This is a genomic window from Bacillus tequilensis KCTC 13622 (assembly GCF_000507145.1).
GTDB lineage: Bacteria > Bacillota > Bacilli > Bacillales > Bacillaceae > Bacillus > Bacillus tequilensis.
Map to the genome: position 1 here is coordinate 334,661 of NZ_AYTO01000008.1, position 21,931 is coordinate 356,591.

Annotated in this window: 27 protein-coding genes and 2 pseudogenes; 20 read left to right on the forward strand and 9 right to left on the reverse strand. The window is 41.8% G+C overall.

Going from position 1 to position 21,931, the window contains the following annotated elements; all coding sequences use genetic code 11:
* Positions 1-7: 7 nt before the first annotated feature.
* The 6 genes and pseudogenes from essA (at position 8) to V756_RS0104935 (ending at position 3,808) form a co-directional block, all read left to right on the forward strand.
* A complete protein-coding gene (gene essA / locus V756_RS0104905) occupies positions 8-463 on the forward strand; it encodes a type VII secretion protein EssA (RefSeq protein ID WP_081719777.1) in 456 nt (151 codons plus the stop codon).
* A 63-nt stretch (positions 464-526) separates the two neighbouring features.
* A complete protein-coding gene (locus V756_RS0104910; RefSeq protein WP_024713696.1) occupies positions 527-1,258 on the forward strand; it encodes a (S)-benzoin forming benzil reductase in 732 nt (243 codons plus the stop codon).
* A gap of 135 nt (positions 1,259-1,393) precedes the next feature.
* Positions 1,394-1,875: pseudogene (locus V756_RS01000000121865) on the forward strand (transposase); the annotation flags it as partial.
* Between the two features lie 128 nt (positions 1,876-2,003).
* Positions 2,004-2,570, forward strand: a complete 567-nt coding sequence (locus tag V756_RS0104920; RefSeq protein WP_024713698.1) for a dihydrofolate reductase family protein — start codon at positions 2,004-2,006, stop codon at positions 2,568-2,570.
* A 283-nt stretch (positions 2,571-2,853) separates the two neighbouring features.
* Complete coding sequence (locus V756_RS0104925; RefSeq protein ID WP_024713699.1) at positions 2,854-3,384, forward strand: HD domain-containing protein; 531 nt, start codon at positions 2,854-2,856, stop codon at positions 3,382-3,384.
* 187 nt (positions 3,385-3,571) lie between these two features.
* Positions 3,572-3,808 carry a YuzF family protein gene (locus V756_RS0104935; RefSeq protein WP_024713700.1) on the forward strand — a complete coding sequence of 79 codons (237 nt, stop codon included), beginning with the start codon at positions 3,572-3,574 and terminating at the stop codon, positions 3,806-3,808.
* Between the two features lie 40 nt (positions 3,809-3,848).
* Here the strand turns inward: V756_RS0104935 and V756_RS1000000124700 are convergent.
* A pseudogene (locus tag V756_RS1000000124700) lies at positions 3,849-4,138 on the reverse strand (DUF2283 domain-containing protein); the annotation flags it as partial.
* A gap of 107 nt (positions 4,139-4,245) precedes the next feature.
* Between V756_RS1000000124700 and V756_RS0104940 the strand changes: the two are divergent.
* From V756_RS0104940 to pdeH, 7 genes are all read left to right on the forward strand, one after another.
* The gene (locus tag V756_RS0104940) at positions 4,246-5,355 is read left to right on the forward strand and encodes an AI-2E family transporter (RefSeq protein WP_024713701.1); all 1,110 of its coding nucleotides are present in this window, start codon (positions 4,246-4,248) and stop codon (positions 5,353-5,355) included.
* Between the two features lie 59 nt (positions 5,356-5,414).
* Positions 5,415-5,636: a spore germination protein gene (locus V756_RS0104945; RefSeq protein ID WP_024713702.1), complete on the forward strand. Its 222-nt coding sequence runs from the start codon at positions 5,415-5,417 to the stop codon at positions 5,634-5,636.
* A gap of 72 nt (positions 5,637-5,708) precedes the next feature.
* Entirely contained in the window at positions 5,709-5,957 is a 249-nt protein-coding gene (locus tag V756_RS0104950; protein WP_024713703.1) for a YueH family protein, read from the forward strand.
* Positions 5,958-6,028: 71 nt separating this feature from the next.
* A complete protein-coding gene (locus V756_RS0104955) occupies positions 6,029-6,427 on the forward strand; it encodes a YueI family protein (protein ID WP_024713704.1) in 399 nt (132 codons plus the stop codon).
* A gap of 96 nt (positions 6,428-6,523) precedes the next feature.
* Complete coding sequence (locus V756_RS0104960; protein ID WP_024713705.1) at positions 6,524-7,075, forward strand: cysteine hydrolase family protein; 552 nt, start codon at positions 6,524-6,526, stop codon at positions 7,073-7,075.
* A 15-nt stretch (positions 7,076-7,090) separates the two neighbouring features.
* Entirely contained in the window at positions 7,091-8,563 is a 1,473-nt protein-coding gene (locus V756_RS0104965; RefSeq protein ID WP_024713706.1) for a nicotinate phosphoribosyltransferase, read from the forward strand.
* A 134-nt stretch (positions 8,564-8,697) separates the two neighbouring features.
* Complete coding sequence (gene pdeH, locus V756_RS0104970; RefSeq protein ID WP_024713707.1) at positions 8,698-9,927, forward strand: cyclic di-GMP phosphodiesterase; 1,230 nt, start codon at positions 8,698-8,700, stop codon at positions 9,925-9,927.
* Here pdeH and V756_RS0104975 read toward each other — a convergent pair.
* A complete protein-coding gene (locus V756_RS0104975; RefSeq protein ID WP_024713708.1) occupies positions 9,903-10,271 on the reverse strand; it encodes a YuzC family spore coat inner layer protein in 369 nt (122 codons plus the stop codon). The two genes, pdeH and V756_RS0104975, sit on opposite strands and share 25 nt — an antisense overlap.
* Before the next feature lie 461 nt (positions 10,272-10,732).
* Between V756_RS0104975 and degQ the strand changes: the two genes are divergently transcribed.
* From degQ to V756_RS0105010, 6 genes are all read left to right on the forward strand, one after another.
* Entirely contained in the window at positions 10,733-10,873 is a 141-nt protein-coding gene (gene degQ, locus V756_RS0104985; protein ID WP_003220708.1) for a degradation enzyme regulation protein DegQ, read from the forward strand.
* A gap of 184 nt (positions 10,874-11,057) precedes the next feature.
* Positions 11,058-11,927, forward strand: a complete 870-nt coding sequence (locus V756_RS0104990; RefSeq protein ID WP_024713710.1) for a polyprenyl synthetase family protein — start codon at positions 11,058-11,060, stop codon at positions 11,925-11,927.
* The gene (comX, locus tag V756_RS0104995; RefSeq protein ID WP_024713711.1) at positions 11,924-12,145 is read left to right on the forward strand and encodes a competence pheromone ComX; all 222 of its coding nucleotides are present in this window, start codon (positions 11,924-11,926) and stop codon (positions 12,143-12,145) included. The genes V756_RS0104990 and comX overlap by 4 nt, the downstream gene beginning before the upstream one ends.
* A gap of 15 nt (positions 12,146-12,160) precedes the next feature.
* Positions 12,161-14,467 carry a sensor histidine kinase gene (locus V756_RS0105000; protein WP_024713712.1) on the forward strand — a complete coding sequence of 769 codons (2,307 nt, stop codon included), beginning with the start codon at positions 12,161-12,163 and terminating at the stop codon, positions 14,465-14,467.
* An 80-nt stretch (positions 14,468-14,547) separates the two neighbouring features.
* On the forward strand, positions 14,548-15,192 hold the full coding sequence (gene comA, locus V756_RS0105005; protein WP_024713713.1) for a two-component system response regulator ComA: 645 nt from the start codon (positions 14,548-14,550) through the stop codon (positions 15,190-15,192).
* A gap of 17 nt (positions 15,193-15,209) precedes the next feature.
* Positions 15,210-15,590 carry a hotdog fold thioesterase gene (locus V756_RS0105010; RefSeq protein ID WP_024713714.1) on the forward strand — a complete coding sequence of 127 codons (381 nt, stop codon included), beginning with the start codon at positions 15,210-15,212 and terminating at the stop codon, positions 15,588-15,590.
* Between the two features lie 37 nt (positions 15,591-15,627).
* Here the strand turns inward: V756_RS0105010 and mnhG are convergent, their stop codons facing one another.
* Genes mnhG through V756_RS0105045 form a run of 7 tightly spaced genes read right to left on the reverse strand, consistent with a single transcriptional unit; the run spans position 15,628 to position 21,396 of the window.
* Entirely contained in the window at positions 15,628-16,002 is a 375-nt protein-coding gene (mnhG, locus tag V756_RS0105015) for a monovalent cation/H(+) antiporter subunit G (protein WP_024713715.1), read from the reverse strand.
* Positions 15,986-16,270, reverse strand: a complete 285-nt coding sequence (locus V756_RS0105020; RefSeq protein WP_003228814.1) for a Na(+)/H(+) antiporter subunit F1 — start codon at positions 16,268-16,270, stop codon at positions 15,986-15,988. The genes mnhG and V756_RS0105020 overlap by 17 nt, the downstream gene beginning before the upstream one ends.
* On the reverse strand, positions 16,270-16,746 hold the full coding sequence (locus V756_RS0105025; RefSeq protein ID WP_024713716.1) for a Na+/H+ antiporter subunit E: 477 nt from the start codon (positions 16,744-16,746) through the stop codon (positions 16,270-16,272). Before V756_RS0105025 ends, V756_RS0105020 begins: the two co-directional genes overlap by 1 nt.
* 5 nt (positions 16,747-16,751) lie before the next feature.
* Positions 16,752-18,233, reverse strand: coding sequence for a Na+/H+ antiporter subunit D (locus tag V756_RS0105030; RefSeq protein ID WP_024713717.1), 1,482 nt, complete (start codon positions 18,231-18,233; stop codon positions 16,752-16,754).
* On the reverse strand, positions 18,226-18,567 hold the full coding sequence (locus V756_RS0105035) for a Na(+)/H(+) antiporter subunit C (RefSeq protein ID WP_024713718.1): 342 nt from the start codon (positions 18,565-18,567) through the stop codon (positions 18,226-18,228). Before V756_RS0105035 ends, V756_RS0105030 begins: the two co-directional genes overlap by 8 nt.
* Positions 18,567-18,998 (reverse strand): Na(+)/H(+) antiporter subunit B, encoded by a 432-nt coding sequence (locus tag V756_RS0105040; protein ID WP_024713719.1) that lies wholly within the window; start codon positions 18,996-18,998, stop codon positions 18,567-18,569. The genes V756_RS0105035 and V756_RS0105040 overlap by 1 nt, the downstream gene beginning before the upstream one ends.
* Positions 18,991-21,396 (reverse strand): Na+/H+ antiporter subunit A, encoded by a 2,406-nt coding sequence (locus tag V756_RS0105045; RefSeq protein ID WP_024713720.1) that lies wholly within the window; start codon positions 21,394-21,396, stop codon positions 18,991-18,993. The genes V756_RS0105040 and V756_RS0105045 overlap by 8 nt, the downstream gene beginning before the upstream one ends.
* Positions 21,397-21,627: 231 nt before the next feature.
* Between V756_RS0105045 and V756_RS0105050 the strand changes: the two genes are divergently transcribed.
* On the forward strand, positions 21,628-21,843 hold the full coding sequence (locus V756_RS0105050) for a hypothetical protein (RefSeq protein ID WP_024713721.1): 216 nt from the start codon (positions 21,628-21,630) through the stop codon (positions 21,841-21,843).
* Positions 21,844-21,931: the final 88 nt, after the last annotated feature.

The window sequence follows — 21,931 nt, forward strand, 5'->3', positions numbered from 1 at the left end:
GATTTGTATGCTCTCCTTTTCCCTTTTCATCCCCTCTGCCACTGCTGCCGAAACCGAAAAAAATACAGATGTCGCGCCAAACCAATACGAGAAAAAAGACATTGAAATCGATACGAATTATTTGCATGAAGATACCTACTATGAAGAGAAAACAGAACTGCCTGAGGAACAGAAGGACATCACCTTTGATAAGCCGAAGGACAAAGACACCGAGCTGATAAAAGAGTTGTTTACATCAACAGATCCTGAGAAATCCAACACCATTAAGGCCCAATCGAAACAGCTCGGAATTACCTTTGCAAAAAAACCAATCACAAAGGCGTCATCCACAGAAACAAAAGAAGAACAAGGAACATCCTCACTGCTGCTTCCGATTATCTATGTCGTGCTGATCCTGCTCGGAATTGCGGGCATTGTCTTCCTCATCCCAAAAGTGACAGCGCAGGAGAACAAAAAGGCATAGGCCCCGTGGCTTGTGTTGGATAAAAGCGGTACGTACAATAGGAACGGAAGGAGGAGGTTTCCAATGGAACTTTATATCATCACAGGAGCGTCAAAGGGATTGGGTAAAGCCATTGCATTGCAGGCTTTAGAGAAGGGCCATGAAGTCCATGCCTTATCAAGAACGAAAACGGATGTCTCTCATGAAAAACTGACGCAGCATCAAATAGACCTCATCAATCTCGAAGAAGCTGAACAGCAATTTGAAGCATTGCTTTCATCAATCAACGCAGAACGATATTCAGGCATTACCCTGATCAATAACGCCGGAATGGTAACGCCGATCAAACGCGCCGGCGAAGCGTCTCTTGCCGAGCTGCAGCTCCATTATCAGCTGAATCTGACTGCGCCTGTGCTTTTGAGCCAGCTGTTTACAAAACGGTTTGCTTCATACAGCGGCAAAAAGACGATAGTCAACATTACGTCAGGCGCCGCCAAAAATCCATACAAGGGATGGAGCGCGTATTGCAGCTCAAAAGCCGGCCTTGACATGTTTACAAGAACATTCGGATTTGAACAGGAGGATGAGGAGCTGCCGGTGAACATGATTTCGTTCTCGCCAGGAGTGATGGACACAGAGATGCAGGCTGTCATCCGTTCTTCATCGAAAAAGGATTTCCACGACATCGAACGATTCCAGAAGTTAAATGAAACAGGAAGTTTTCGAAGCCCGGCCTTTATTGCCGGCACGCTGCTTTCTTTATTAGAAACAGGCGCGGAAAACGGCCGCATTTACGATATGAAAGAGTTTTTGTAGAGCAGATATTTTCTGCTCTTTTTTTTATAAAGGCTCTGTTAAAGGTAAAAGTTGATATTTATCCGAATTCTTGATATGATCAAAAAAGGAACTAATGTTCGGTTTATTATCAAGGTGAGCTAAGCGTTTAGCAACTTGTTCAAGTATATCGACAAATTGCCACATACACAAAAAGAACAGATTTATCAATGGGTTAAACGCTATATTGGACCTTCTTTCTCTGCTGATGGTAGATTAATCAATGAAATGAGAGAACTCGCTTCAAGGATAGAATTGAGTGTCCCATTGTTCATCAGAACACGTTGTTCGATTTGGAAAGTATAATGGTCGGCAACGGTATCACTGTAAATGCTGTGGCAAAACTTTCACTGACACACCGAATACCGTCCTGTGGCGTCAAAGGAAATGACTGTATGTTCAAGGGATATTCCCTGAGAAAATCGGCTAAAATCGTAGGGGTTATTTGGATTAGGTTTTTTATCGAAAAGCACAAACTGCTAAATGCCTTAAAACAAATAGATTTTGAGCATTTTGATGGTATCGTTGAAATTGACGAGATCTATTTCCTGTATTCTCAAAAAGGTCAACGGTGTATTACTGAACGAAAACCACGAAAAGGTGCTTGTCGCAGATGCTTGGAGAGCCTAGATACTGATAATAGTCTGCGATTATCTAAATTCGTTGTGTCATTCTTATTCAACGGGACAGAAGAATCAACATCTGAATGGGAAAAGGATGAATCGGTATGACAAATAACTTAAAACAGAGAAGAATCATTTTAGATTTAGCAGTTACTTTAGATGGTTTTATTGAAGGGAAAAATGGAGAAGTTGATTGGTGCATTATGGACCCTGAGATGGGGTTTGCTGATTTCTTACATCAAGTTGATACTATTTTATATGGGAGAAAAAGCTACGATTTATGGGGACAATACACTCCAAAAAATGAAGACCCTGATACCGAAAAGGAAATTTGGAAATTGGTTCATAGTAAAAAGAAATATGTTTTTTCCAGAACACAAAATGAGATTGATAATCAAGCTATATTTATAAAAGATAATATTCTTGAAGAAGTAAATAAATTGAAGAAAACGTCTGGTAAAGACATCTGGCTATATGGTGGAGCGAGTCTCATTACAACATTTATAAATTTGGGGCTTGTTGATGAATTTAGATTATCTATTCATCCTGTTGTTTTGGGAGAGGGAAAACCGTTGTTTATTGATTTAAAACAGAGGATAAATTTAAAAATGATTAATACAAGAACATTTTCCTCTGGGGTTGTGCAAATCATTTATCATTGGAATGGCTGAAAAATCTTTCACTCCAAAATATATATTGTAATAAATATGATAAGGCAATACTCGACAGTACAAGGGGAATCCATAAATAATGGGTTCCTCTTAATATTTGGAATTATCAACATTAAATTTTAAAGAGCCTTTATAAAAAAGACAACAGTCCGCGCAATTTGTTGAACAGCCGCATATACTGACTGAAACCCTGTTTTTAGGGTATAACAATGATGTGACATAAGGATTGAGTTTCTCTTCAAATTATGTTAGGATTCTAAAAATATCTTAAGGAGGGGTTTCCATGAGAAAGGTTACATTAATGGATGTTTTCACCCATCCAATTGCACAAAAATATTTGCAGCGTTCCGGCGTGGCCCATGCGATTGCCTGCGCTTATCATGCATACAGGCTGTCTGTAAAGGCTGACATCAACCCTGATTTAGCTGCAAAAGCTGCGCTATTGCATGACATCGGCCATTATGAATGGTATACAGACGGCAAGTGGGATTATGAGAAATACAAAAGAAATGACATTCATGCCATCAAAGGAGCGGAACGGGCGCATAAGCTTTTGATTCGGCTTGGTGAGGAACCGAAAGCCGCAAAAGAGATTGCCCTTGCCATTTTGCTTCATACCGACTCCTATCTGCCTGAAGGTGAATTAGATAAAAATACGCTGCAGCAGATTGTCAAAAAAGCAGACGAACTTGATGAAGAGCCGGGCGGCCACCATCATTACCGCCAAATCGATCCTTCAACAGCACGTGAAAAAATAGTAAAGCTGGACCAATTAATCGACCAAGCCCTGTCATCTATAATAAAGCCTGTATAAGTCCCGCTTTTACACGGAACAGCGCCAGCTTTCTTCGCTGTTTCGCTTCATCACCTTTTCCTCTATACACCCGCTTCCACACATATTCCCCCAAAGGCCCAGCAGCCCTCGTTTTATCAGGTAAGCCTGTGTCATTAACCATCATTGCGGCATAAACTGAGATAAAACATAAAAAGGGGATTGAAGTATGGTCAACCAAGGTAGTCCGCAACTGGTCTCTTTAGTCGATCCTTATGTCTATCAGACCATTAAAAAGCTTATTGGCTCAAGGTTCGTTATACAGACAGTACGAGATACGGTCAGAGGCAGACTGATCGATGTAAAACCTGACCATATCATAATTGAAGGAGCACGAAATGCTGTTTGTTTGATCAGAATCCAGCACATGATTTCCGTTACGCCAGATTACAGTGAGCGGGTGTAACAGTGCTTGCGCGTGAAAAATAGGCGTACACCGTGACGTCCTATTTTTCGGTTAAGCGCTGCAAAAACGGATTGTGATCCATCGATTCGTCAACATCAAAACCGGCAAATTCCTGAAGACCGCCATCTGAGAAAAAGTGACACCGCACACTGTATAGCTGGAACGGGTTGAAATATATTGACGGACACGAAATTGAAAGCCGTCCGCATCTTTTACATATCATCGGGATTTCCCGGCAAACGGGGCGCAGAGCCGTGCTGTCTCACTAACACATTCGAATCCTGTGATTTTGCCGTCTTGGCCGAGCAGGATACAATCATTCATCACCAATATCCCTTCATTATATTAAGAGTTCTGATATGGGTTCATTTTTGTTACAATAATGGGGTATTAGTCCTTTTATCTGACAGACAAAGAAAAACTAGGAGGAACAAAGCTTGTTGAAATCAAAAGTCCATTTTTGGACATTGCAGATTTTATTTGTTTTGCTGATTATTTACGTATCAACAAAGGTTTCATTTGTGTTTCAGCCGTTTATTGTGTTTATCTCGACATTGTTTTTCCCGATGCTGATTGCGGGAATTTTGTATTTCATTTTTAATCCGGTCGTCCGCCTCCTTGAGAAAAAAATTCCGCGGACATTATCCATTCTATTGATCTATTTACTGTTTATCGGTTTGCTGGCCTTCGTTTCAGCGTCGGTCGGACCTATCATTACATCGCAAGTGACCGGGCTGTTCAACAATCTTCCTGATTATATAAAACAAATTCAGGGGCTGACAAAAGATTTGTCCCATTCCCAATGGTTTACCTGGATGATGAATCAGGATTATATATCCATATCAAAAATTGAACAGTCGCTGACAAGCTTTCTCCAAAACCTGCCGCAAAATATTACGTCCAGTTTATCTGCGGTGTTTGGCGTCGTAACAAACATCACGCTTGTTATTATTACTGTTCCATTTATCCTTTTTTATATGCTGAAGGACGGACACCGCTTTCCGAACCTGGCAGTCAAAATTCTCCCCGCTTCTTATCGGAAGGAAGGCTTGAAGATTTTTAAAGATTTATCCGATACGCTTGCGGCTTATTTTCAGGGACAGCTGTTAATTTGTCTTTTTGTCGGAACAGCGTGTTTTATCGGCTATTCCATTGCCGGGCTGCCGTATGCCTTGATTCTTGGGATTGTCATGGCGATTACCAATATCATTCCTTATGTCGGGCCTTTTCTCGGCGCTGCTCCAGCTGTCATTATCGGCTTTATGGACTCGCCGGCCAAAGCGCTGTTTGCGATTATTGTCGTTGTCGTCGTTCAGCAGCTCGACGGGAATCTGCTTTCTCCTCTTGTCATCGGAAAGCGGCTGAATACGCATCCGCTTACGATTATTTTGCTGTTGATCGGGGCGGGAAGCTTCGGCGGCATTCTCGGCATGATTTTAGCGGTGCCGGTCTATGCGGTAGTGAAGGCGTTCTTCTTGAATATTGTCCGTTTAATCAAACTGCGCCAGCGGTCACGTCTGGAAGAAAACGCAGAGTCTGCTGAATAGGCGGGCACCATTTGCGCATCTCCGCATATGATGGTGTAAATTAATGCGGAGGTGGGGAAATGCCTGCGATTGTGGGTCCGATTTATATTATGTCAGTTACGGGTAGTGCCGCGGCAAGCTTTGGAGATGTGTTTGCGATTTCGCCCAAAAGCGTCGCTCACTCTGGGGCGGGGTCAGGCACCTTTCAGCTCGGTGATTTTGTGAAAATTAATAACCAAACGAGTAAAACATCTTTCAAAGATGCCGATATCATTGATGAAACAGTCTCGTTTAACGGGTAACAGCCTTTTCATGAGAGGCTGTTGCTTTTTTATTGTATAATATGGTTAATCTTTAAATAGAGAGGTCATGTTATGAAAATTAGAAAAGCGAATATCACGACGGAAACCGGAATGATCACAGACGTGTATCTGCATGAAAACAGAAAAGAACTGCGCACGCTTGTAGCGGTTCCGCAGCTGGAGTGGAGCACGATCATCTCCTATGAAGAAGATAAAACGTCTCTGCCTGAACGGCTGGAAGCCTCGCTGCGCCGGCATACAGAGGAAGATCCGGCTGGTGAGCTGGCAAAAAAAATCATTCATTGGGTAACAGAAATGTAAAACGCCGTTGAAAGTTTAGCTCCTGCCTGATCAGGTGATAATGAAGACAAACAAGCCGGGAGGACGAGCTTTTGAGTGAAGAAAAAATGGATCTCTATTTGCAGCAAGGAATGTACGGGCCTCTGGAGACAAAGCCTGACGAACGCCATTTGTTTTTAGGCTCATTAAGGGAAAGAGTGCTATTGGCACTGACAAAAGGACAGGTGCTCAGAAGCAAGCCGTATGAAGAAGCGGAGCACGAGCTCAAAAGCAGCAAAAACCTTACTCTTTTAATTAATGGAGAGCTTCAGTATCAGTCTTACTCTCCCTATATCCAAATGGCGAACCGGAACGGCGTGCACTTCAAAATCGTATCCGATCTTCAGTTTCATACGCCTTTAGGCCTTGTCATTGCGTCTGACCTCGCTGTGAATCGTGAATTGATATATGTTCAGGACGACATGTTTAACCGGTCAGTGCTGAAATCTTAAGAGACAAACGGATCGTTTGTCTTTTTATTCATGGCAATTCACTTACAACTGGAGATAAGCTATAATGTTTTCATACTGATGGCGGGGAGGCCGGCTATGAAAAAAGCACTTATTTGTATTGATTATACGAATGATTTTGTGGCGAGTGACGGAAAATTGACCTGCGGGGAGCCCGGCAGAATGATTGAAGAGGCGATCGTCAATCTGACCGAAGCATTCATCACAAACGGTGATTACGTCGTATTAGCAGTTGATTCTCATGATGAAAGGGATCAATATCATCCTGAAACCCGTCTTTTTCCTCCGCATAATATAAACGGTACGGAAGGAAAAGATCTGTACGGAAAGCTTTTGCCTCTATATCAGAAACATGAACATGAACCAAATGTTTACTACATGGAAAAAACGAGATATTCTGCTTTTGCGGGAACTGATTTAGAGCTCAAACTCAGAGAGCGGCAGATTGGCGAAGTGCATCTTGCCGGTGTCTGCACAGATATTTGTGTATTGCATACAGCGGTTGACGCATACAACAAAGGTTTCCGGATTGTTGTGCACAAACAGGCTGTTGCCAGCTTTAATCAGGAGGGGCACACATGGGCTCTTTCCCATTTTGCAAACAGCATCGGAGCGCAAGTGGCAGAGTAAGGAAGGGGAAAAACAGTGTTAGAGTATGGATTTAAAGATGACAGCCTGTCATTACATACAGACCTTTATCAAATCAACATGGCGGAAACCTACTGGAGAGATGGCATTCATGAAAAGAAAGCGATTTTTGAGCTTTTTTTCAGAAGGCTTCCGTTTGAAAATGGCTATGCGGTATTTGCGGGCTTGGAAAAAGCCATCGAATACTTGGAAAATTTTAAGTTTACGGACAGCGACCTGGATTATTTACAGGATGAACTCGGGTATCATGAAGATTTTATTGAATATTTGCGCGGCTTAACGTTTACAGGTTCACTTTATTCCATGAAAGAAGGAGAGCTTGTATTTAACAATGAGCCGATTATGAGGGTGGAGGCTCCGCTGGTAGAAGCGCAGCTGATTGAAACCGCTTTGCTGAACATTGTGAACTACCAAACATTAATCGCCACAAAGGCAGCCCGGATTAAAGGCGTTATCGGCGATGAAGTCGCACTTGAATTTGGAACAAGACGGGCGCATGAAATGGATGCGGCCATGTGGGGAGCGAGAGCAGCCTTAATCGGCGGCTTCAGCGCAACGAGTAATGTAAGAGCCGGAAAGCGCTTTAATATCCCGGTATCCGGCACACATGCGCATGCGCTGGTGCAGGCTTACCGCGATGAATATACAGCTTTCAAAAAATACGCGGAAACGCACAAGGATTGCGTCTTCTTAGTCGACACGTATGACACGCTTCGTTCGGGCATGCCGAATGCGATTAAGGTTGCCAAGGAATTCGGTGACCGCATCAATTTCATCGGCATCCGCCTCGACAGCGGAGATTTGGCGTACCTGTCAAAAAAAGCCCGGAAAATGCTTGATGAAGCAGGGTTTACAGATGCGAAAGTCATTGCTTCAAGCGACTTAGATGAACATACCATTATGAATTTAAAGGCCCAGGGAGCGCGCATTGATGTCTGGGGGGTCGGTACGAAGCTGATTACAGCCTATGACCAGCCGGCTCTCGGCGCGGTTTACAAGCTCGTGGCCATCGAAGAAGACGGGAAAATGGTCGATACGATCAAAATTTCATCCAATCCTGAAAAAGTGACAACACCGGGCAGAAAGAAAGTGTACCGTATTATCAATCAGTCCAATCATCATTCTGAAGGCGACTACATTGCGCTTTATGATGAGCAGGTGAATGATCAGAAGCGGCTCAGAATGTTCCACCCGGTTCATACATTCATCAGTAAATTTGTTACGAATTTTTATGCAAAGGATCTTCATGAGCTGATTTTTGAAAAAGGCATTCTTTGCTACCAAAACCCCGAGATTTCAGACATACAGCAATATGTGCAGGATAACCTCAGCCTGCTGTGGGAGGAATATAAGAGAATCAGCAAGCCGGAGGAATATCCGGTTGATTTAAGTGAGGACTGCTGGAGCAATAAAATGCAGCGGATTCACGAAGTGAAAAGCAGACTTGATGAAGAGCTTGAGGAAGAATAAAGAAAACTGGCCTTTCGTTCGCGAGGAGGCCAGTTTTTTTATGAATATATTATTTTTCATGTTTAGACAATTTTCTACAAATTATTTGATATACTTAGGGTGAAAGCCGCGCGTATTGTAAGGGGGATAAACCAATGAGGGTGTTTGTTGCAAGACAGCCTATTTTTAATAGAAAAGAACAGGTTGTTGCTTATGAACTGCTGTATAGAGAAAGCGAAGAGAATGTATATAGCGCTAAAGACGGCGATCAGGCAACAACAGATTTGGTGATCAACAGCTTTTTAAACATCGGTATTGAGAAGCTGACGGAAGGAAAACGCTGTTTTGTTAATTTTACGGAAAGCCTGATGTATTCAGACCTTCCCACCTCCTTCAATCCGAAACAGCTTGTCATTGAAATCCTTGAAGATATACCGGTCACGCCGGCCCTCATTTCTAGATGCAAAGAGTTGAAAAAAATGGGATATATGCTGGCGCTCGATGACTTTTATGCAATAAACCCGCAAAATGAAGACTTATTGGAAAAACTCATGAGCTATATTGATATATTGAAAATTGATTTTCTCAAAACAACACGAATGGAACGCAGAAAAATTTTGCAAGCCTACAGCTGTAACGGCTTGATTTTTTTGGCGGAAAAAGTAGAGACCCGAAAAGAATATAAACAGGCGGTCCAAGACGGCTTTCAATTATTCCAAGGCTACTTTTTCAGCGAGCCGCGCATCATCAGCGGGCATGATCTGTCGACTCATTTTTATTCATACTATGAACTGCTTAATGAATTGAGCAAAGAGCAGCCTAACATAAAGCATGTGACAGAATACATAGAGCGGGATTTATCACTGTCCTATCAAATCTTGAAATTTTTAAACTCATCCCACAGCCGTTTGACCCAGAAAATTGAAAGCATCCAGCAGGCCATTATGCTTCTGGGGTTTAATGAAATCAAACGGTGGATATATATCCTTTCCTTTAAGGATTTAAGCAGAAAAGGGAATTCCAGCAAGCACGAGATCATAAAGATTTCTTTGATGAGAGCAAAGCTTTGTGAACTGCTGGCGAAAAAAACAGCCCGGCCGCAGCCCGCTTCTTATATGCTGATCGGAATGTTTTCTCTTATAGACACCCTGCTGCATAGAGAAATAGAGGAGATTCTCCAAGAACTGCCTTTAAAAGATGAGGTCGGGCAAGCATTGTTAGGCCATCAAAACGACTACTACCAAATGCTTGAGCTTGTGAAATTAATCGAAAGCAACAACTGGGACACATGCACAGAATTAGGCAAAGAACTGGATAAAGAAGAAGCGTATGAATGTTATCTTGAGGCTCTCGAGTGGTGTCATAAGCTTATGGACGCAAAATGATTGCGGTTTTCTGACCATCGCAACGCAAGAATCATTCGGCTTTGCGTTCCGATGAGGCTGATGTAGATGCCATCGGGATTAAAGCCCGCATCCACTTCATGCCTGACGCCCATTTGTTTGATCAGACGCTTTACAGTTTGTTTATCCGATTGCTCGGCTGCAGTCAGGATGCGGCGCGAGAGCTCCCCAGAGCCCGCAATGCGGCTTAGAACGAGCTGGGCATCGGCGAACAGCCCTGCGGCCTGCTTCGCTGAACGGATAAAGATATCTGTATTGGCAGGAGAAGCTGGCGGGCGGCGAATCTCATACGGATAGGCGTAAAACCAGGGATAACGGTATCTCATGGGAGCACCTCACACAAAAGGGATGTTTCTATATGTATAGAGCGCTAATTGCCGAATATGACAAAGCGAAAAGGCCTCAATTATAACGTTGCGGTCTTTTTCGGTGTTTGTCGGTCAGGATACGCCAAAAATCGCCTATTCAATTTTGAAAATGCGGCAATGAGGACTATAGTCTCACTTAATAAAAAGACGAAACACCTTAAAATCAAGGGAATTAAGAATCTTTCTCAATTTCAGCAGAAAGATACGCTCTTAAGAATAGAAAAATAGTCCTGTTCTCCATTTGATTGCATTAGGTATAAAGATCTATTGATATTTGCGGTGTCACGCAGGACTTTTTTGTATACTTTTCGGTGAAAAATAAGCCAAAAGCAGATACACTATTAGTAACAGATCAAATACCTAGGACTCGTTCACCATACACAATTCATTGATCTTTCAAAAAAAGGAGTGTGGAAACGATGGAAAAGAAACTTGAAGAAGTAAAACAATTGTTATTCCGACTCGAACTTGATATTAAAGAAACGACAGATTCATTACGAAACATTAACAAAAGCATTGATCAGCTCGATAAATACAATTATGCAATGAAAATTTCGTGAAAAAGACTTGGAAACAAGTCTTTTTTTTTGTTCTATCCATACAAATTATGGATAAAGTATTATATGATTGTTAAAAAACGAAAAACCTGCTGTCCTTTAAATGTTCCATTTAGTAAAATGGAATGGGAGGGGGGAAGTCATTATTGAGCAGATATGTTTAGATTCTGTCCGGATAAAGGAGAAAATGAAGGAGATTGTACATGAAAATATTTCGAATGAAGACTTAAAAACAAAACTTATTTCTTTTATTGAAGAAAAAAAACAATTTTCATTCGCAGAATTAGCTTATCACCATTACATAGCATTTGACGGAAAAGATGATACAGCAATTGAGTTGTTGGCTTCTGGTATAGAACTTTTAATTTTATCTGCTGACATTTTTGACGATATAGAGGATAAGGACAATCTTCAGGCTTCTTGGATGAAAATAGATCCTTCGATAGTGATTAACGCAGCTACCGCACTTTATACATTAAGTTTGCAAGTGATAAGTTTAGTTTCTAACAATCCACAACATTTACGTCTGACTTTACAATATTCACTTCAATCTTTACAAGGGCAACATGCAGATTTAAATGTAACAAGCTCTTCAGAATCAGAGTTTATTGAAATGATTAAACTTAAGTCAGGTTCTCTTGTAACATTGCCTAATGTACTAGGTGTATATTTGGCAACTGGTGAATTTAATGAAACAGTCGATGAGTATTCACATTATTTGGGCATAGTCGAGCAAATTGCGAATGATCACCATGGGTTATATTATCCTGACAATAATGACATAAAAACTAGACACAATCTAGCCTTCTACTATCTTAAAAATAAATATAACCAATCATCGATTGACTTATTAAATTTTTATGCGCAAGAAAATAATCAGATAAATAATATGGACGAATTGAAAAAGAAGCTGCGAGAATCAGGTGTAATACAATATTTGAATGTTATTAAAAATATAGCATTGGAAAACTTTAAAGAATCATTCAAAAAACTGAGATTAGATGAACAAAATAAGAATAAACTATTTGTTCAATTATTAAGGGGGAATATAAATTGAAACATATTGACAAAATTATAAGCCATCTAGCAAACAACCCGGAAGCGTTTGATCAATTTAAGAAGGGGAACTTAACCTTGCTAAATATAAATGAAAAAGAAAAGAAAGCAATATTATATGCGTTTGAAGAAGGAGAGGCACCGAGAACAAGCAATTGGCCTCCAATTGAAGCTATCAGTAATTTTTTTGAGGATGATAAAAGAAAAAGTTTTATTTAATTATGGGATGATGAGATGCACATAAATAATAACGTCTATAAATATTTGTCTCTAGGTTTTATCATTTTAAGTTTTGTTTATGTGATCTACCTCTCTTATATTTCTGTTTTTAATATCTTTGTAGGTGCGGATGTGAAGATTAATGAACAGGGTAAGTTAGAGGTTACCAAAGTTGTGGATTATGAATATTATTCAGGTGTAAAAAAAGGTGACATCATTCTTGAAGTGAATGGGCAAAAAGGAAGCGAAATCCAGTTAGAGAGCGGAAGATTGGTCAACGTAGAAAGCTTAACTGTTGAGAGAGATAATAAATCATTTCATTTGCAAAATGTAAGCCTAATAAGTGAAGAAAATTTATTTATGTATCTCATTCCACTCATATCTTATTCAATCTGTTTATTTTGTATATTTTTTGTTTACAGAATAAATAAAGTAAGAAAATCATCTTCTGCTTTTGTTTTAATCTTATTTTTGTTATTTGTATCAGTAGCATATGTAAGTGTCTGCGGGGCAAGAAGAGGTGAAGAGGTTAGCACTTACCTGCTTGTCCTTACTTTAGTAAGTTGTCCAATTTTATATATACATTTCATATATAAATACTTTGCGGAATTGGGCACTAAGTTATTCAAAAAGAAGATTTTAATCATAATGTATATACTTCCACTCGTAAACCTGTTACTAGAAGCTGTTTTGAGTAATAGATTAAATTCTTCGGCTTTTTTGTCTAACTTGAACTTGATTTCCTTTTTTGTCCTAGTCCTTACTGTATCTATCCTTATCCATCAAGGGATTAGAAAAATCAAACAAAATGAGCAAAAGTCAATTTTAAAAATCCTTGCTTATATAAATATCCTGTCTTTTAGTCCCTTTATTATCTTTTTTGTTATTCCATATGTGTTGTTTGATAAGTATCTTTCACCCTTTAGTTTGGCAGCTTTTACACTTGTTATACCTTTTTCTTTAGTGTATCAATTTATGACAAATAGACTTTATAATATTGACTTTGTTGTAGGACGGCTTAAATACTATGGTTTTTTAGCAATTACACCTACTGTTATTGTGGTCACCATATTTAATTACATTCAAAAACCAAAAGATAACTTTTATTCTGTTAAACTAACAGTTGTTATATATTTGCTTATGTTTGCTGTCTTTTACTTTAAAGAGATTATTGATTTTCGTTTCAAGTTGAAAAGATTTACAGAGAAATTTAATTATCAAGATGGAATTTTTAAATTTACTCAATTAATTAAGCAAGCATCATCGGTAGATCAAGTACTTGATCACTTTAAAAATACAATCCTAGAAGTATTAAACATAGATAATGCTTGCGTGTATGATAATTCTAAAGGGGAAATCATCCTCCTTAGCAAGAATAACTTTAAAGATCTCACTTATAAGAATTATGAGCAATATGTGAAAAGCTTTTCTGGTGATATCGGTAAAATTAAAGAGTTTAAACAAGGTTTTATTATTAAAATAGGTGAACGAGGAGACAGATCGTTTTTAGTACTCTGTTTCTCAAGTTATAATACTTTTAAATTAACAAGAGATGAAATTGCATGGCTTCAAACATTAGCGTTCTATACAAATGTCTCATTGGAAAACGTAATGAAAATCGAAGAGTTGATGGTGCATCTTGAGGATTTAAAACAACAAGAATCAAACCCCGTCTGGCTCAAAAAACTCATGTACACCATCGAAGAAAAACAACGCTCTGATCTCGCCCGCGATCTTCACGATTCCGTCCTTCAGGATCTGATTTCTTTAAAACGACAGTGTGAGCTGTTTTTGGCTGAATTTAAGAAGGACGATAATCCGTGCCGGGAAGATGTGCAGGACAAGCTTGTTCAGATGAATGAACAGATGTCTGATGTGATTTCGATGACGAGGGAGACGTGTCATGAGCTGCGGCCGCAGCTTCTGTATGATCTTGGGCTGGTGAAGGCGCTGTCCAAGCTGGTGGCGCAGCAGCAGGAGCGGGTGCCGTTTCATATCCGTTTAAATACGGGCAGATTTACGGCTTCACTTGATCTGGATTCGCAGCTGAATTTGTACCGGATCATTCAAGAGTTTCTGTCTAATGCGGTCAAGCACTCTCAGGCGACGGATGTGCTGATTATGCTTATCAGTATTCAAAACAAAATCGTTCTTCATTATGAGGACGATGGCGTAGGGTTTGACCAAGAAAAAAATAATGAACATTCCCTGAGTATGGGGCTTTCTGGCATTAAGGAGAGAGTCAGGGCTTTAGATGGACGCCTTCGGATTGAAACAAGTGAAGGAAAGGGCTTTAAGGCTGATATTGAAATTGAATTGTAATGGTTTTATAACGGAAAAGACTTGGCACAAGCCAAGTCTTTTTTATAAAATGAAAAAGAGTGAGTAAAAGGGAGGAAAACATGAAAAAGATACTAGTGATTGATGACCATCCGGCTGTCATGGAAGGCACCAAGACAATTTTGGAAACGGATTCGAATCTGTCTGTTGATTGTCTCAGTCCCGAACCGAGTGAACAGTTTATCAAGCAGCACGATTTCTCGTCGTATGATCTTATATTAATGGACCTGAATTTAGGCGGCGAGGTCAATGGGATGGAGCTTTCTAAACTGATTTTACAAGAGTGTCCTCATTGCAAAATTATCGTCTATACCGGTTATGAGGTCGAGGATTATTTTGAGGAAGCAATTCGTGCGGGTCTGCACGGTGCCATTAGCAAAACCGAATCTAAAGAAAAAATCACCCAATACATATACCACGTACTCAACGGAGAAATTTTAGTCGATTTTGCTTATTTTAAACAGCTGATGACGCAGCAAAAAACAAAGCCGGCTCCTTCCTCTCAAAAAGAACAAGATGTGCTCACACCTAGAGAATGCCTGATTCTTCAAGAAGTTGAAAAGGGATTTACAAACCAAGAAATCGCAGATGCACTGCATTTAAGCAAGCGGTCCATTGAATACAGCCTGACATCGATTTTCAATAAGCTGAATGTCGGTTCCCGGACGGAAGCGGTTTTGATTGCGAAGTCAGATGGTGTACTGTAAATAAGGGGGTGTATATGATGGATACGAAACACACATTGCTTGAAGCGCTTGGAATTGAGATTGTTGAAAACACAGCGGAACGATGCGTTGCGGTCATGCCGGTGGATCATCGGACGGTGCAGCCGTTCGGGTATTTGCATGGAGGCGCTTCAGTGGCTCTGGCGGAAACTGCAGCGAGTGTGGGCGCGCAGAACTTGATTGATCACACAACACAGGCCTGTGTCGGTTTAGAGATCAACGCCAACCATGTAAAATCCGTAAAGGAAGGAACGGTAAAGGCGGTGGCCGAACCCGTTCATATAGGCAGAACGACGATTGTCTATCAAGTTCACATTTATGACGAGCAAGAGAGGCTGATCTGTATATCCAGATGCACGCTGGCTGTCATCAAGAAATAAAAAAACAGCCGGAACTCTGCCTGTCCGGCTGCTTATTTTATAAGTAGGAATCCTCTTTCCGTTTAATCACAAAGTTTCTGATCCCCTTGTAGTCATCCTGTACGCTTTTCTCATCAAGCTTGACGCCGGAGTTGTACGCAGCACGGCAGATCAAATGTCCCCCGATAGGCGACGTCATAAAGATAAAGAAAATCCCAAGGAGGATTTTAGCTGATAGTTCTCCGGTTATAAACCACAAAAAGAAGAAGACACCGAGCAGTACCATATTGACGCCTAACGTTGAGCCTTTTGAAGCAGCGTGTGAGCGTGTATACATATCAGGAAGACGAAGCGTCCCAAATGAAGCGGTAAGGCATACAAGAGAGCCGAGGAGAATGAATACAGCCACGACGACTTTAGCGATTTCGATCATTTTCGATAATCTCTCCTTTCTCCAGGAACTTGGAAAATGCGATCGTTCCGATAAACGATAAAATCCCCAGCAGCAAAATAATATCCAGAAACGCACTTGTTTTCAGCAAAATGGAGACAAGCGCCGTGATCGCAATCAGGTTGATGCCGATTGCATCCAGAGCCACGACCCGGTCAGGCACAGTCGGCCCTTTAATGACACGAATGACATACAAAAAGGTAGACACTGCCATGATGCCGAGCGCGATTTGCAGAATCAGCGTAAACATCAGCGGCTCACCTCCTGTATCGCTTTCTCAAATGACTCCCGGATATCAAAAATAGCTTTTTCCGCATCCTCAATATCCATCGCGTGAATATAAAGAATCGTCCTGTCATCGGAAATATCCATCACCAAGGTTCCCGGCGTTAAGGTAATGAGCAGTGACAGCAGGGTGATTTCCCAATCCTTCGTCAGCTCTGTTTTAAAAGCGAAAATGCCCGGTCTGATATTCAGTTTCGGCGATAGGACTGTTTTCAGCACACTGACATTGGCAAGGTACAGCTCCTTTAGAAAAATCAAAAAGAGCTTGATGATAGAAAACATTTTCCATAGATAAAACTGGCGTGTGAAAAAGCGCCGGAAGAAAAAGAGCGTGAGCATTCCCAGAATATAGCCTGCGAGAAATCCTGTGGCGCTTGGATTATTGCTCAAGAACATCCAGCAAAAAGCGAGAAACACATTTAATAAAATTTGAAATGCCATGCGATCTACTCCTTCAAAACAGCTTCAATATATTTTTCCGGATTCAGCAGCGTCTCGGCCGCTTGATCAACGTAAGGTGACACCCATTCTGTACCCAATCCGAAGAGCAGAGACAGCAAGAGAAAAAGAGCTGCCGGATAAAGAAGACCTTTAGCGGTTCGATGATTTGGTTTTGGTGTTTCTTTTTCTTCGCCCCAAAACGCATGTATAAAGATCCTCAGCACAGAGTATAGTACGAGCAGACTCGACAGCAGAATCAGCATGGAAATAGTAAATTCACCTTCCGCGAAGCCGCCCTCTGCAATTTTTAACTTGCCTACAAATCCGCTGAGAGGCGGGATGCCCGCAAGAGAAATAGCTGAAATGAAAAACATCCATCCAAGAACAGGGTAGCGTTTGATCAGCCCGCCCATTTTATGCAGGCTCGCTGTTCCAGTCAATGTGATCAGCGTTCCTGCCAGCATAAATAAAGCGCCTTTAATCAGCATATCGTGAATCAGATAGTAAATCGCGCCTTGAATAGATGCGGGAGTATGGACTGCCACCCCAAACAAAATCACGCCTACTGCGGTGATAATATTGTAGATCACAATTTTCATGACATCCGAATAAGCGAGTGAACCGATCACACCGAAAATCACAGTCAGCGCCGCCAGCCAAATCATCAGCTGATGGGTAAAGGCTGTATCGTGAATGAAAATCAATGTGAAAACTCTCGTGATCGCGTATAAACCGACTTTTGTCAGCAAAGCGCCGAACAGCGCGGAGATGGCCGCCGGAGGCGCATAATAAGAGCCAGGAAGCCAAAAGTAAAGGGGGAAGATTCCGCCCTTCATGCCGAATACAATCAGCAGCAGGACACCGATGACAGTAATCAGCCCGGTTTGCCCGGATTCGCTGATTTTGGCGCTTAAGTCCGCCATATTTAACGTACCAGTTACCGCGTATAAAAAGCCGACGCCGATGACAAACATGGCCGACGACACGATATTAAACACAATATATTTAATGGACTCCCGCAGCTGAATTTTTGTGCCGCCTAATACAATCAGCATATAGGAAGCGATAAGCAGCAGCTCAAAAAATACGTACATATTAAATAAATCGCCTGTTAAAAACGCTCCGCTGACCCCAGCAAGCAAAAACTGCACACCGGAGTAATAAAAGGAATGCTCGCGTTTTTCACCGACGGAACGGAAGGAATAAAGCCCAACCAATAAACCGATTACCGCTGTTGTCAGAACGAGCAGGCTGGCGAATTGGTCTGCGGCCAGCACAATGCCGTACGGGGCTTTCCAGCCGCCTAAATTGAGTGTCTGGATCCCCTTAGTAAAGACAGTCTGTACAAGTATGCCGCCGATCACAATCCCGACTGCTGACGCCGCAGTGCTGAAAATTCGCATGAGCATCAGATTCTTCGTCATGAAAATCAGCAAAATGGCCGACAGGAGCGGGATCAGGATTGGCAAAATAACAAAATTATTCATGTTGATCATTTCCCCTCATTTGATCCATATCGTCCGTTTTCAATTCCTGATAAGCCCGAAAGGCCATGACGAGGATGAATGATGTAACGCCAAATGAAATGACAATTGCCGTCAAAATCAGGGCTTGCGGAAGCGGATCGACAAATGATTTGGCATGCTCGCTCAAAATCGGAGCGGCGCCTTTCTTTAATCCTCCCATAGTTAAAAGCATTAAATGGACGCCATGGCTTAACAGTGCTGTTCCGATAATGACGCGAAGCAGGCTTTTAGACAGCAGCAAATACGTAGCGGCCATAAAAATAAAACCGGCTAAAACAGCCATTAAGATTTCCATTATTCTTCCTCTCCAATCGTTTGAATAATGGTCATCGTAATGCCTACGACAACAAGATAAACGCCTAAATCAAATATCGTCGCCGTGGCGAGCTCCGTTTTCCCAAGGATCGGCAGCTGAAAGTATCCGAATGTGTGGGTTAAAAAAGGAGTCCCGAATACAAAGGAGCCAACGCCGGTTAATACAGCGAGCAGAAGGCCGGCTCCCGCGACATAAATGAAATTAACCGGCAAAATCGAACGCACGGTTTTTAAATCATATGCCAGGAGCAAGAGAACGATGGAAGAGGATGTGATCAGCCCGCCGACAAATCCTCCTCCAGGCGCGTTATGCCCCGATAAAAATAAATAGAAAGAGAAAAGCAAAATGATAAAGGATACAAGCTTTGTCACGGTTTGAAGTATGATGTCATTTGTTTTTTGTTCATTCACCGCTCTTCCCCTCCTCTTTTACTTTTGTTTTAACCATGCTGTAAATGCCAAGAGCGGCAATCGTCAGCACCGTGATTTCAAACATCGTATCAAAGCCCCTGAAATCAACGAGGATGACATTGACGACATTATCCCCACCGCCGAGATCGTGGCTGTGTTTTGTGAAGAAGGATGCAATGCTGTCTTTGGTGCGCTGGCTAGAAGACGCGATGCCGAGCAGAGTGACGATAATACCGACGCCTAAAGAAATAATAAGGTTCGTCATCCGAAACGTTCTCGTTCTCTTTTTCAGCCGCAGTTTCGGCAAATGGTAGAAACAAAGCAGAAACAGTGCGACAGAAATCGTTTCAATGACAAGCTGAGTCAATGCCAAGTCCGGCGCTCTGAAGATCACAAAAAACAATGCGAGCGTATAACCGACAACACCTAGTGAGATAATCGCCGTCAGTCTTGATCTGGCAAAAACAGTCGCCGCTGTGGCGCTGATCATGACAAGCGTCAAAATGATTTCGTATACGCCGATTTTAGCCATGCCTTCCGTCGTAAAGGAAAACCCGCCTTTAATGACAAAAGCGCCTCCCATCAGAATGATGAAACCAGCGAAGATATACAGCAAATAATCTCTTAAAAACCCAGTCATATATTGTCTTGTGACCCGGTAGGAACCTTTCTCCATCATCGTCACGAGCTTGTCGTATAACCGGTTGAGTGTGAGCTTCGATGGAAACAGCTTATAGATTCCTTTCCACTTATCCATCGTCAAATAACCGATCGTGCCGAGAACAATAATTCCTAAAGTCATGAGCACTTCCGTTGTAAGACCATGCCACTGTGAAATGTGAACGTGGAATTTCTCATGGCTGTCCAGCAGTGTCGGATAGATTGAGTTCATTGCAGGCTCTATCAGGCTGTAGGACAGGATATTCGGGAAAAAGAAGAGGCTGACTGCGAACGCCACCAGAATGACAGGTGACACGAGCATGCCAACTGGTGCCTCATGAGCCTGTTTTTCAAGCTGCTCAGGCTTGTCACTTCCTCTGAAAGTCTTAAACAGCAACTTCATGCTGTAGATAAATGTAAACACGCTCCCGACCCAAGCGAGAATAGGGAATAAAGCGCCCCATGTCTGCACGTTAAACAGATCGAAATGTGTCACGCGAAGCATGCTTGTGAAAAACATCTCTTTACTCAAAAATCCGTTAAACGGCGGAAGGCCGGCCATTGAAAACGTCCCGATTAAGGAAATGGTAAAGGTAATCGGCATAATCGCCATCAATCCGCCGAGCTTCCGGATATCCCGTGTGCCTGTTTCGTGATCGATAATCCCGACTGCCATAAACAAGCTCCCTTTAAATGTAGCGTGGTTGATTAAATGAAAAATGGCAGCCATGGCGGCAGCTGTATAATATTCTGTATGGCCGTAATGAAGCGCCGCAGCACTGACCCCGAGCATGGAGATAATCATACCGAGCTGGCTGACGGTTGAAAACGCCAAAATCGATTTTAAATCCGTTTGTTTCACGGCATGGAATGAGCCCCAAACCATCGTAAAGAGACCGACGAGGGAAACGATCCAAAACCACTGGGCTGAAAAGGCGAAAATCGGACTGAATCTCGCAATCACATAAATGCCGGCTTTCACCATAGTTGCTGAATGGAGATAAGCGCTGACAGGTGTCGGAGCTTCCATCGCATCAGGCAGCCAGATATAAAAAGGGAATTGCGCGGATTTCGTAAAAGCCCCTAATAAAATGAGAATCATAGCCGGGATAAACAAGTCGTGGCCGGCAATTAATTGAACCTGATGAATCATCTCTCTAATACTGAAGGAATCTGTGATCAGATAAAGGAGAATAAATCCGCCGAGCATGCACAGACCGCCGCTGACTGTAATCAAAAGGGATTTGGCGGCGCCGTAGCGCGATTTTTCACGCTTGTACCAATAGCCGATCAGCAAGAAGGATGAAAGGCTTGTCAGCTCCCAAAACATGTAGAGAACCATCACATTGTCTACTAAAACGACACCGAGCATCGCACCCATGAACATCAATAAATAGACATAGAAGGGTCCAAGCTGTTCTTTTTCTTTCGATAAATAAAAAATGCTGTAAAGAGTGACCAAAGAACCGATGCCTGTGATCAGCAAGGCAAATAACAATCCGAGACCGTCTATATAAACAGTAAAGTTAATGCCAAGTGAAGGGATCCACTCCAATACCGACCGCAGTGTTTCTCCAGATTGTGTCATCCTGATCATTGAGAGAAAGTATATAAACAGCAAGAGGGGCAGGATCAACACAAACCAGCCCGTGTGCACTCTTTTTGCGTATTTTGCCAAGAAAGGAATGATAAAAGCAAATAAAAAAGGCGCTAAAATAGCAAAATGTAAGAGCTGCAAAGATAAGACCTCCTTTTTCTCGTTCTCAATTGAAAAATCGCTATGTATCAAATATACGGTCAAACGACCTAGTCCAAATTATATCGCACTTTTTTGGAAGCCGCCATGCTTCGAACTGCTGCAATAGAATTTTACAAGTTCTTTTGACCTCGAAATTAATTCTAACAAAAATAAGATCATTTGTATATTTAAAATCAATCCGGATCAAGCTGAATGTAAGGAGCTGGTCATATGAAGAGAAAGGTACTGATGTGCTCAGGTTTATTCTGCTCAGTATTTGCAGGGGCATTCATTTTGAATCAATATGACGGGCGCAGCGGTGCGGCGGCCGGTGAGGAGTGGGAACTGTATTTAATGGAGCACCACTTGTCAGCCAGAATGAGTGAAATGGAATCAAAGGATCTGCCGTTTGGCCCCCGAGAGTATATCCGGATTGTGAACAGATAAAAAAAGAGTTCCGCATATAACGGAACTCAGCTTGTAGAGAAAACGGTGTTTTTTCTACAAGCTTTTTTGTTTTGTGCTGTTTCTTTAC

Excerpts from the sequence above, each read along its gene's own strand:
- essA (WP_081719777.1), top strand. The coding sequence starts at position 8 with ATGCTCTCCTTTTCCCTTTTCATCCCCTCTGCCACTGCTGCCGAAACC.
- V756_RS0104910 (WP_024713696.1), top strand. The coding sequence starts at position 527 with ATGGAACTTTATATCATCACAGGAGCGTCAAAGGGATTGGGTAAAGCC.
- V756_RS0104920 (WP_024713698.1), top strand. The coding sequence starts at position 2,004 with ATGACAAATAACTTAAAACAGAGAAGAATCATTTTAGATTTAGCAGTT.
- V756_RS0104925 (WP_024713699.1), top strand. The coding sequence starts at position 2,854 with ATGAGAAAGGTTACATTAATGGATGTTTTCACCCATCCAATTGCACAA.
- V756_RS0104935 (WP_024713700.1), top strand. The coding sequence starts at position 3,572 with ATGGTCAACCAAGGTAGTCCGCAACTGGTCTCTTTAGTCGATCCTTAT.
- V756_RS0104945 (WP_024713702.1), top strand. The coding sequence starts at position 5,415 with ATGCCTGCGATTGTGGGTCCGATTTATATTATGTCAGTTACGGGTAGT.
- V756_RS0104950 (WP_024713703.1), top strand. The coding sequence starts at position 5,709 with ATGAAAATTAGAAAAGCGAATATCACGACGGAAACCGGAATGATCACA.
- V756_RS0104960 (WP_024713705.1), top strand. The coding sequence starts at position 6,524 with ATGAAAAAAGCACTTATTTGTATTGATTATACGAATGATTTTGTGGCG.
- pdeH (WP_024713707.1), top strand. The coding sequence starts at position 8,698 with ATGAGGGTGTTTGTTGCAAGACAGCCTATTTTTAATAGAAAAGAACAG.
- V756_RS0104975 (WP_024713708.1), bottom strand. The coding sequence starts at position 10,271 with ATGAGATACCGTTATCCCTGGTTTTACGCCTATCCGTATGAGATTCGC.
- degQ (WP_003220708.1), top strand. The coding sequence starts at position 10,733 with ATGGAAAAGAAACTTGAAGAAGTAAAACAATTGTTATTCCGACTCGAA.
- V756_RS0104990 (WP_024713710.1), top strand. The coding sequence starts at position 11,058 with ATGAAGGAGATTGTACATGAAAATATTTCGAATGAAGACTTAAAAACA.
- V756_RS0105000 (WP_024713712.1), top strand. The coding sequence starts at position 12,161 with ATGCACATAAATAATAACGTCTATAAATATTTGTCTCTAGGTTTTATC.
- comA (WP_024713713.1), top strand. The coding sequence starts at position 14,548 with ATGAAAAAGATACTAGTGATTGATGACCATCCGGCTGTCATGGAAGGC.
- V756_RS0105010 (WP_024713714.1), top strand. The coding sequence starts at position 15,210 with ATGGATACGAAACACACATTGCTTGAAGCGCTTGGAATTGAGATTGTT.
- mnhG (WP_024713715.1), bottom strand. The coding sequence starts at position 16,002 with ATGATCGAAATCGCTAAAGTCGTCGTGGCTGTATTCATTCTCCTCGGC.
- V756_RS0105020 (WP_003228814.1), bottom strand. The coding sequence starts at position 16,270 with ATGTTTACGCTGATTCTGCAAATCGCGCTCGGCATCATGGCAGTGTCT.
- V756_RS0105025 (WP_024713716.1), bottom strand. The coding sequence starts at position 16,746 with ATGGCATTTCAAATTTTATTAAATGTGTTTCTCGCTTTTTGCTGGATG.
- V756_RS0105030 (WP_024713717.1), bottom strand. The coding sequence starts at position 18,233 with ATGAATAATTTTGTTATTTTGCCAATCCTGATCCCGCTCCTGTCGGCC.
- V756_RS0105035 (WP_024713718.1), bottom strand. The coding sequence starts at position 18,567 with ATGGAAATCTTAATGGCTGTTTTAGCCGGTTTTATTTTTATGGCCGCT.
- V756_RS0105050 (WP_024713721.1), top strand. The coding sequence starts at position 21,628 with ATGAAGAGAAAGGTACTGATGTGCTCAGGTTTATTCTGCTCAGTATTT.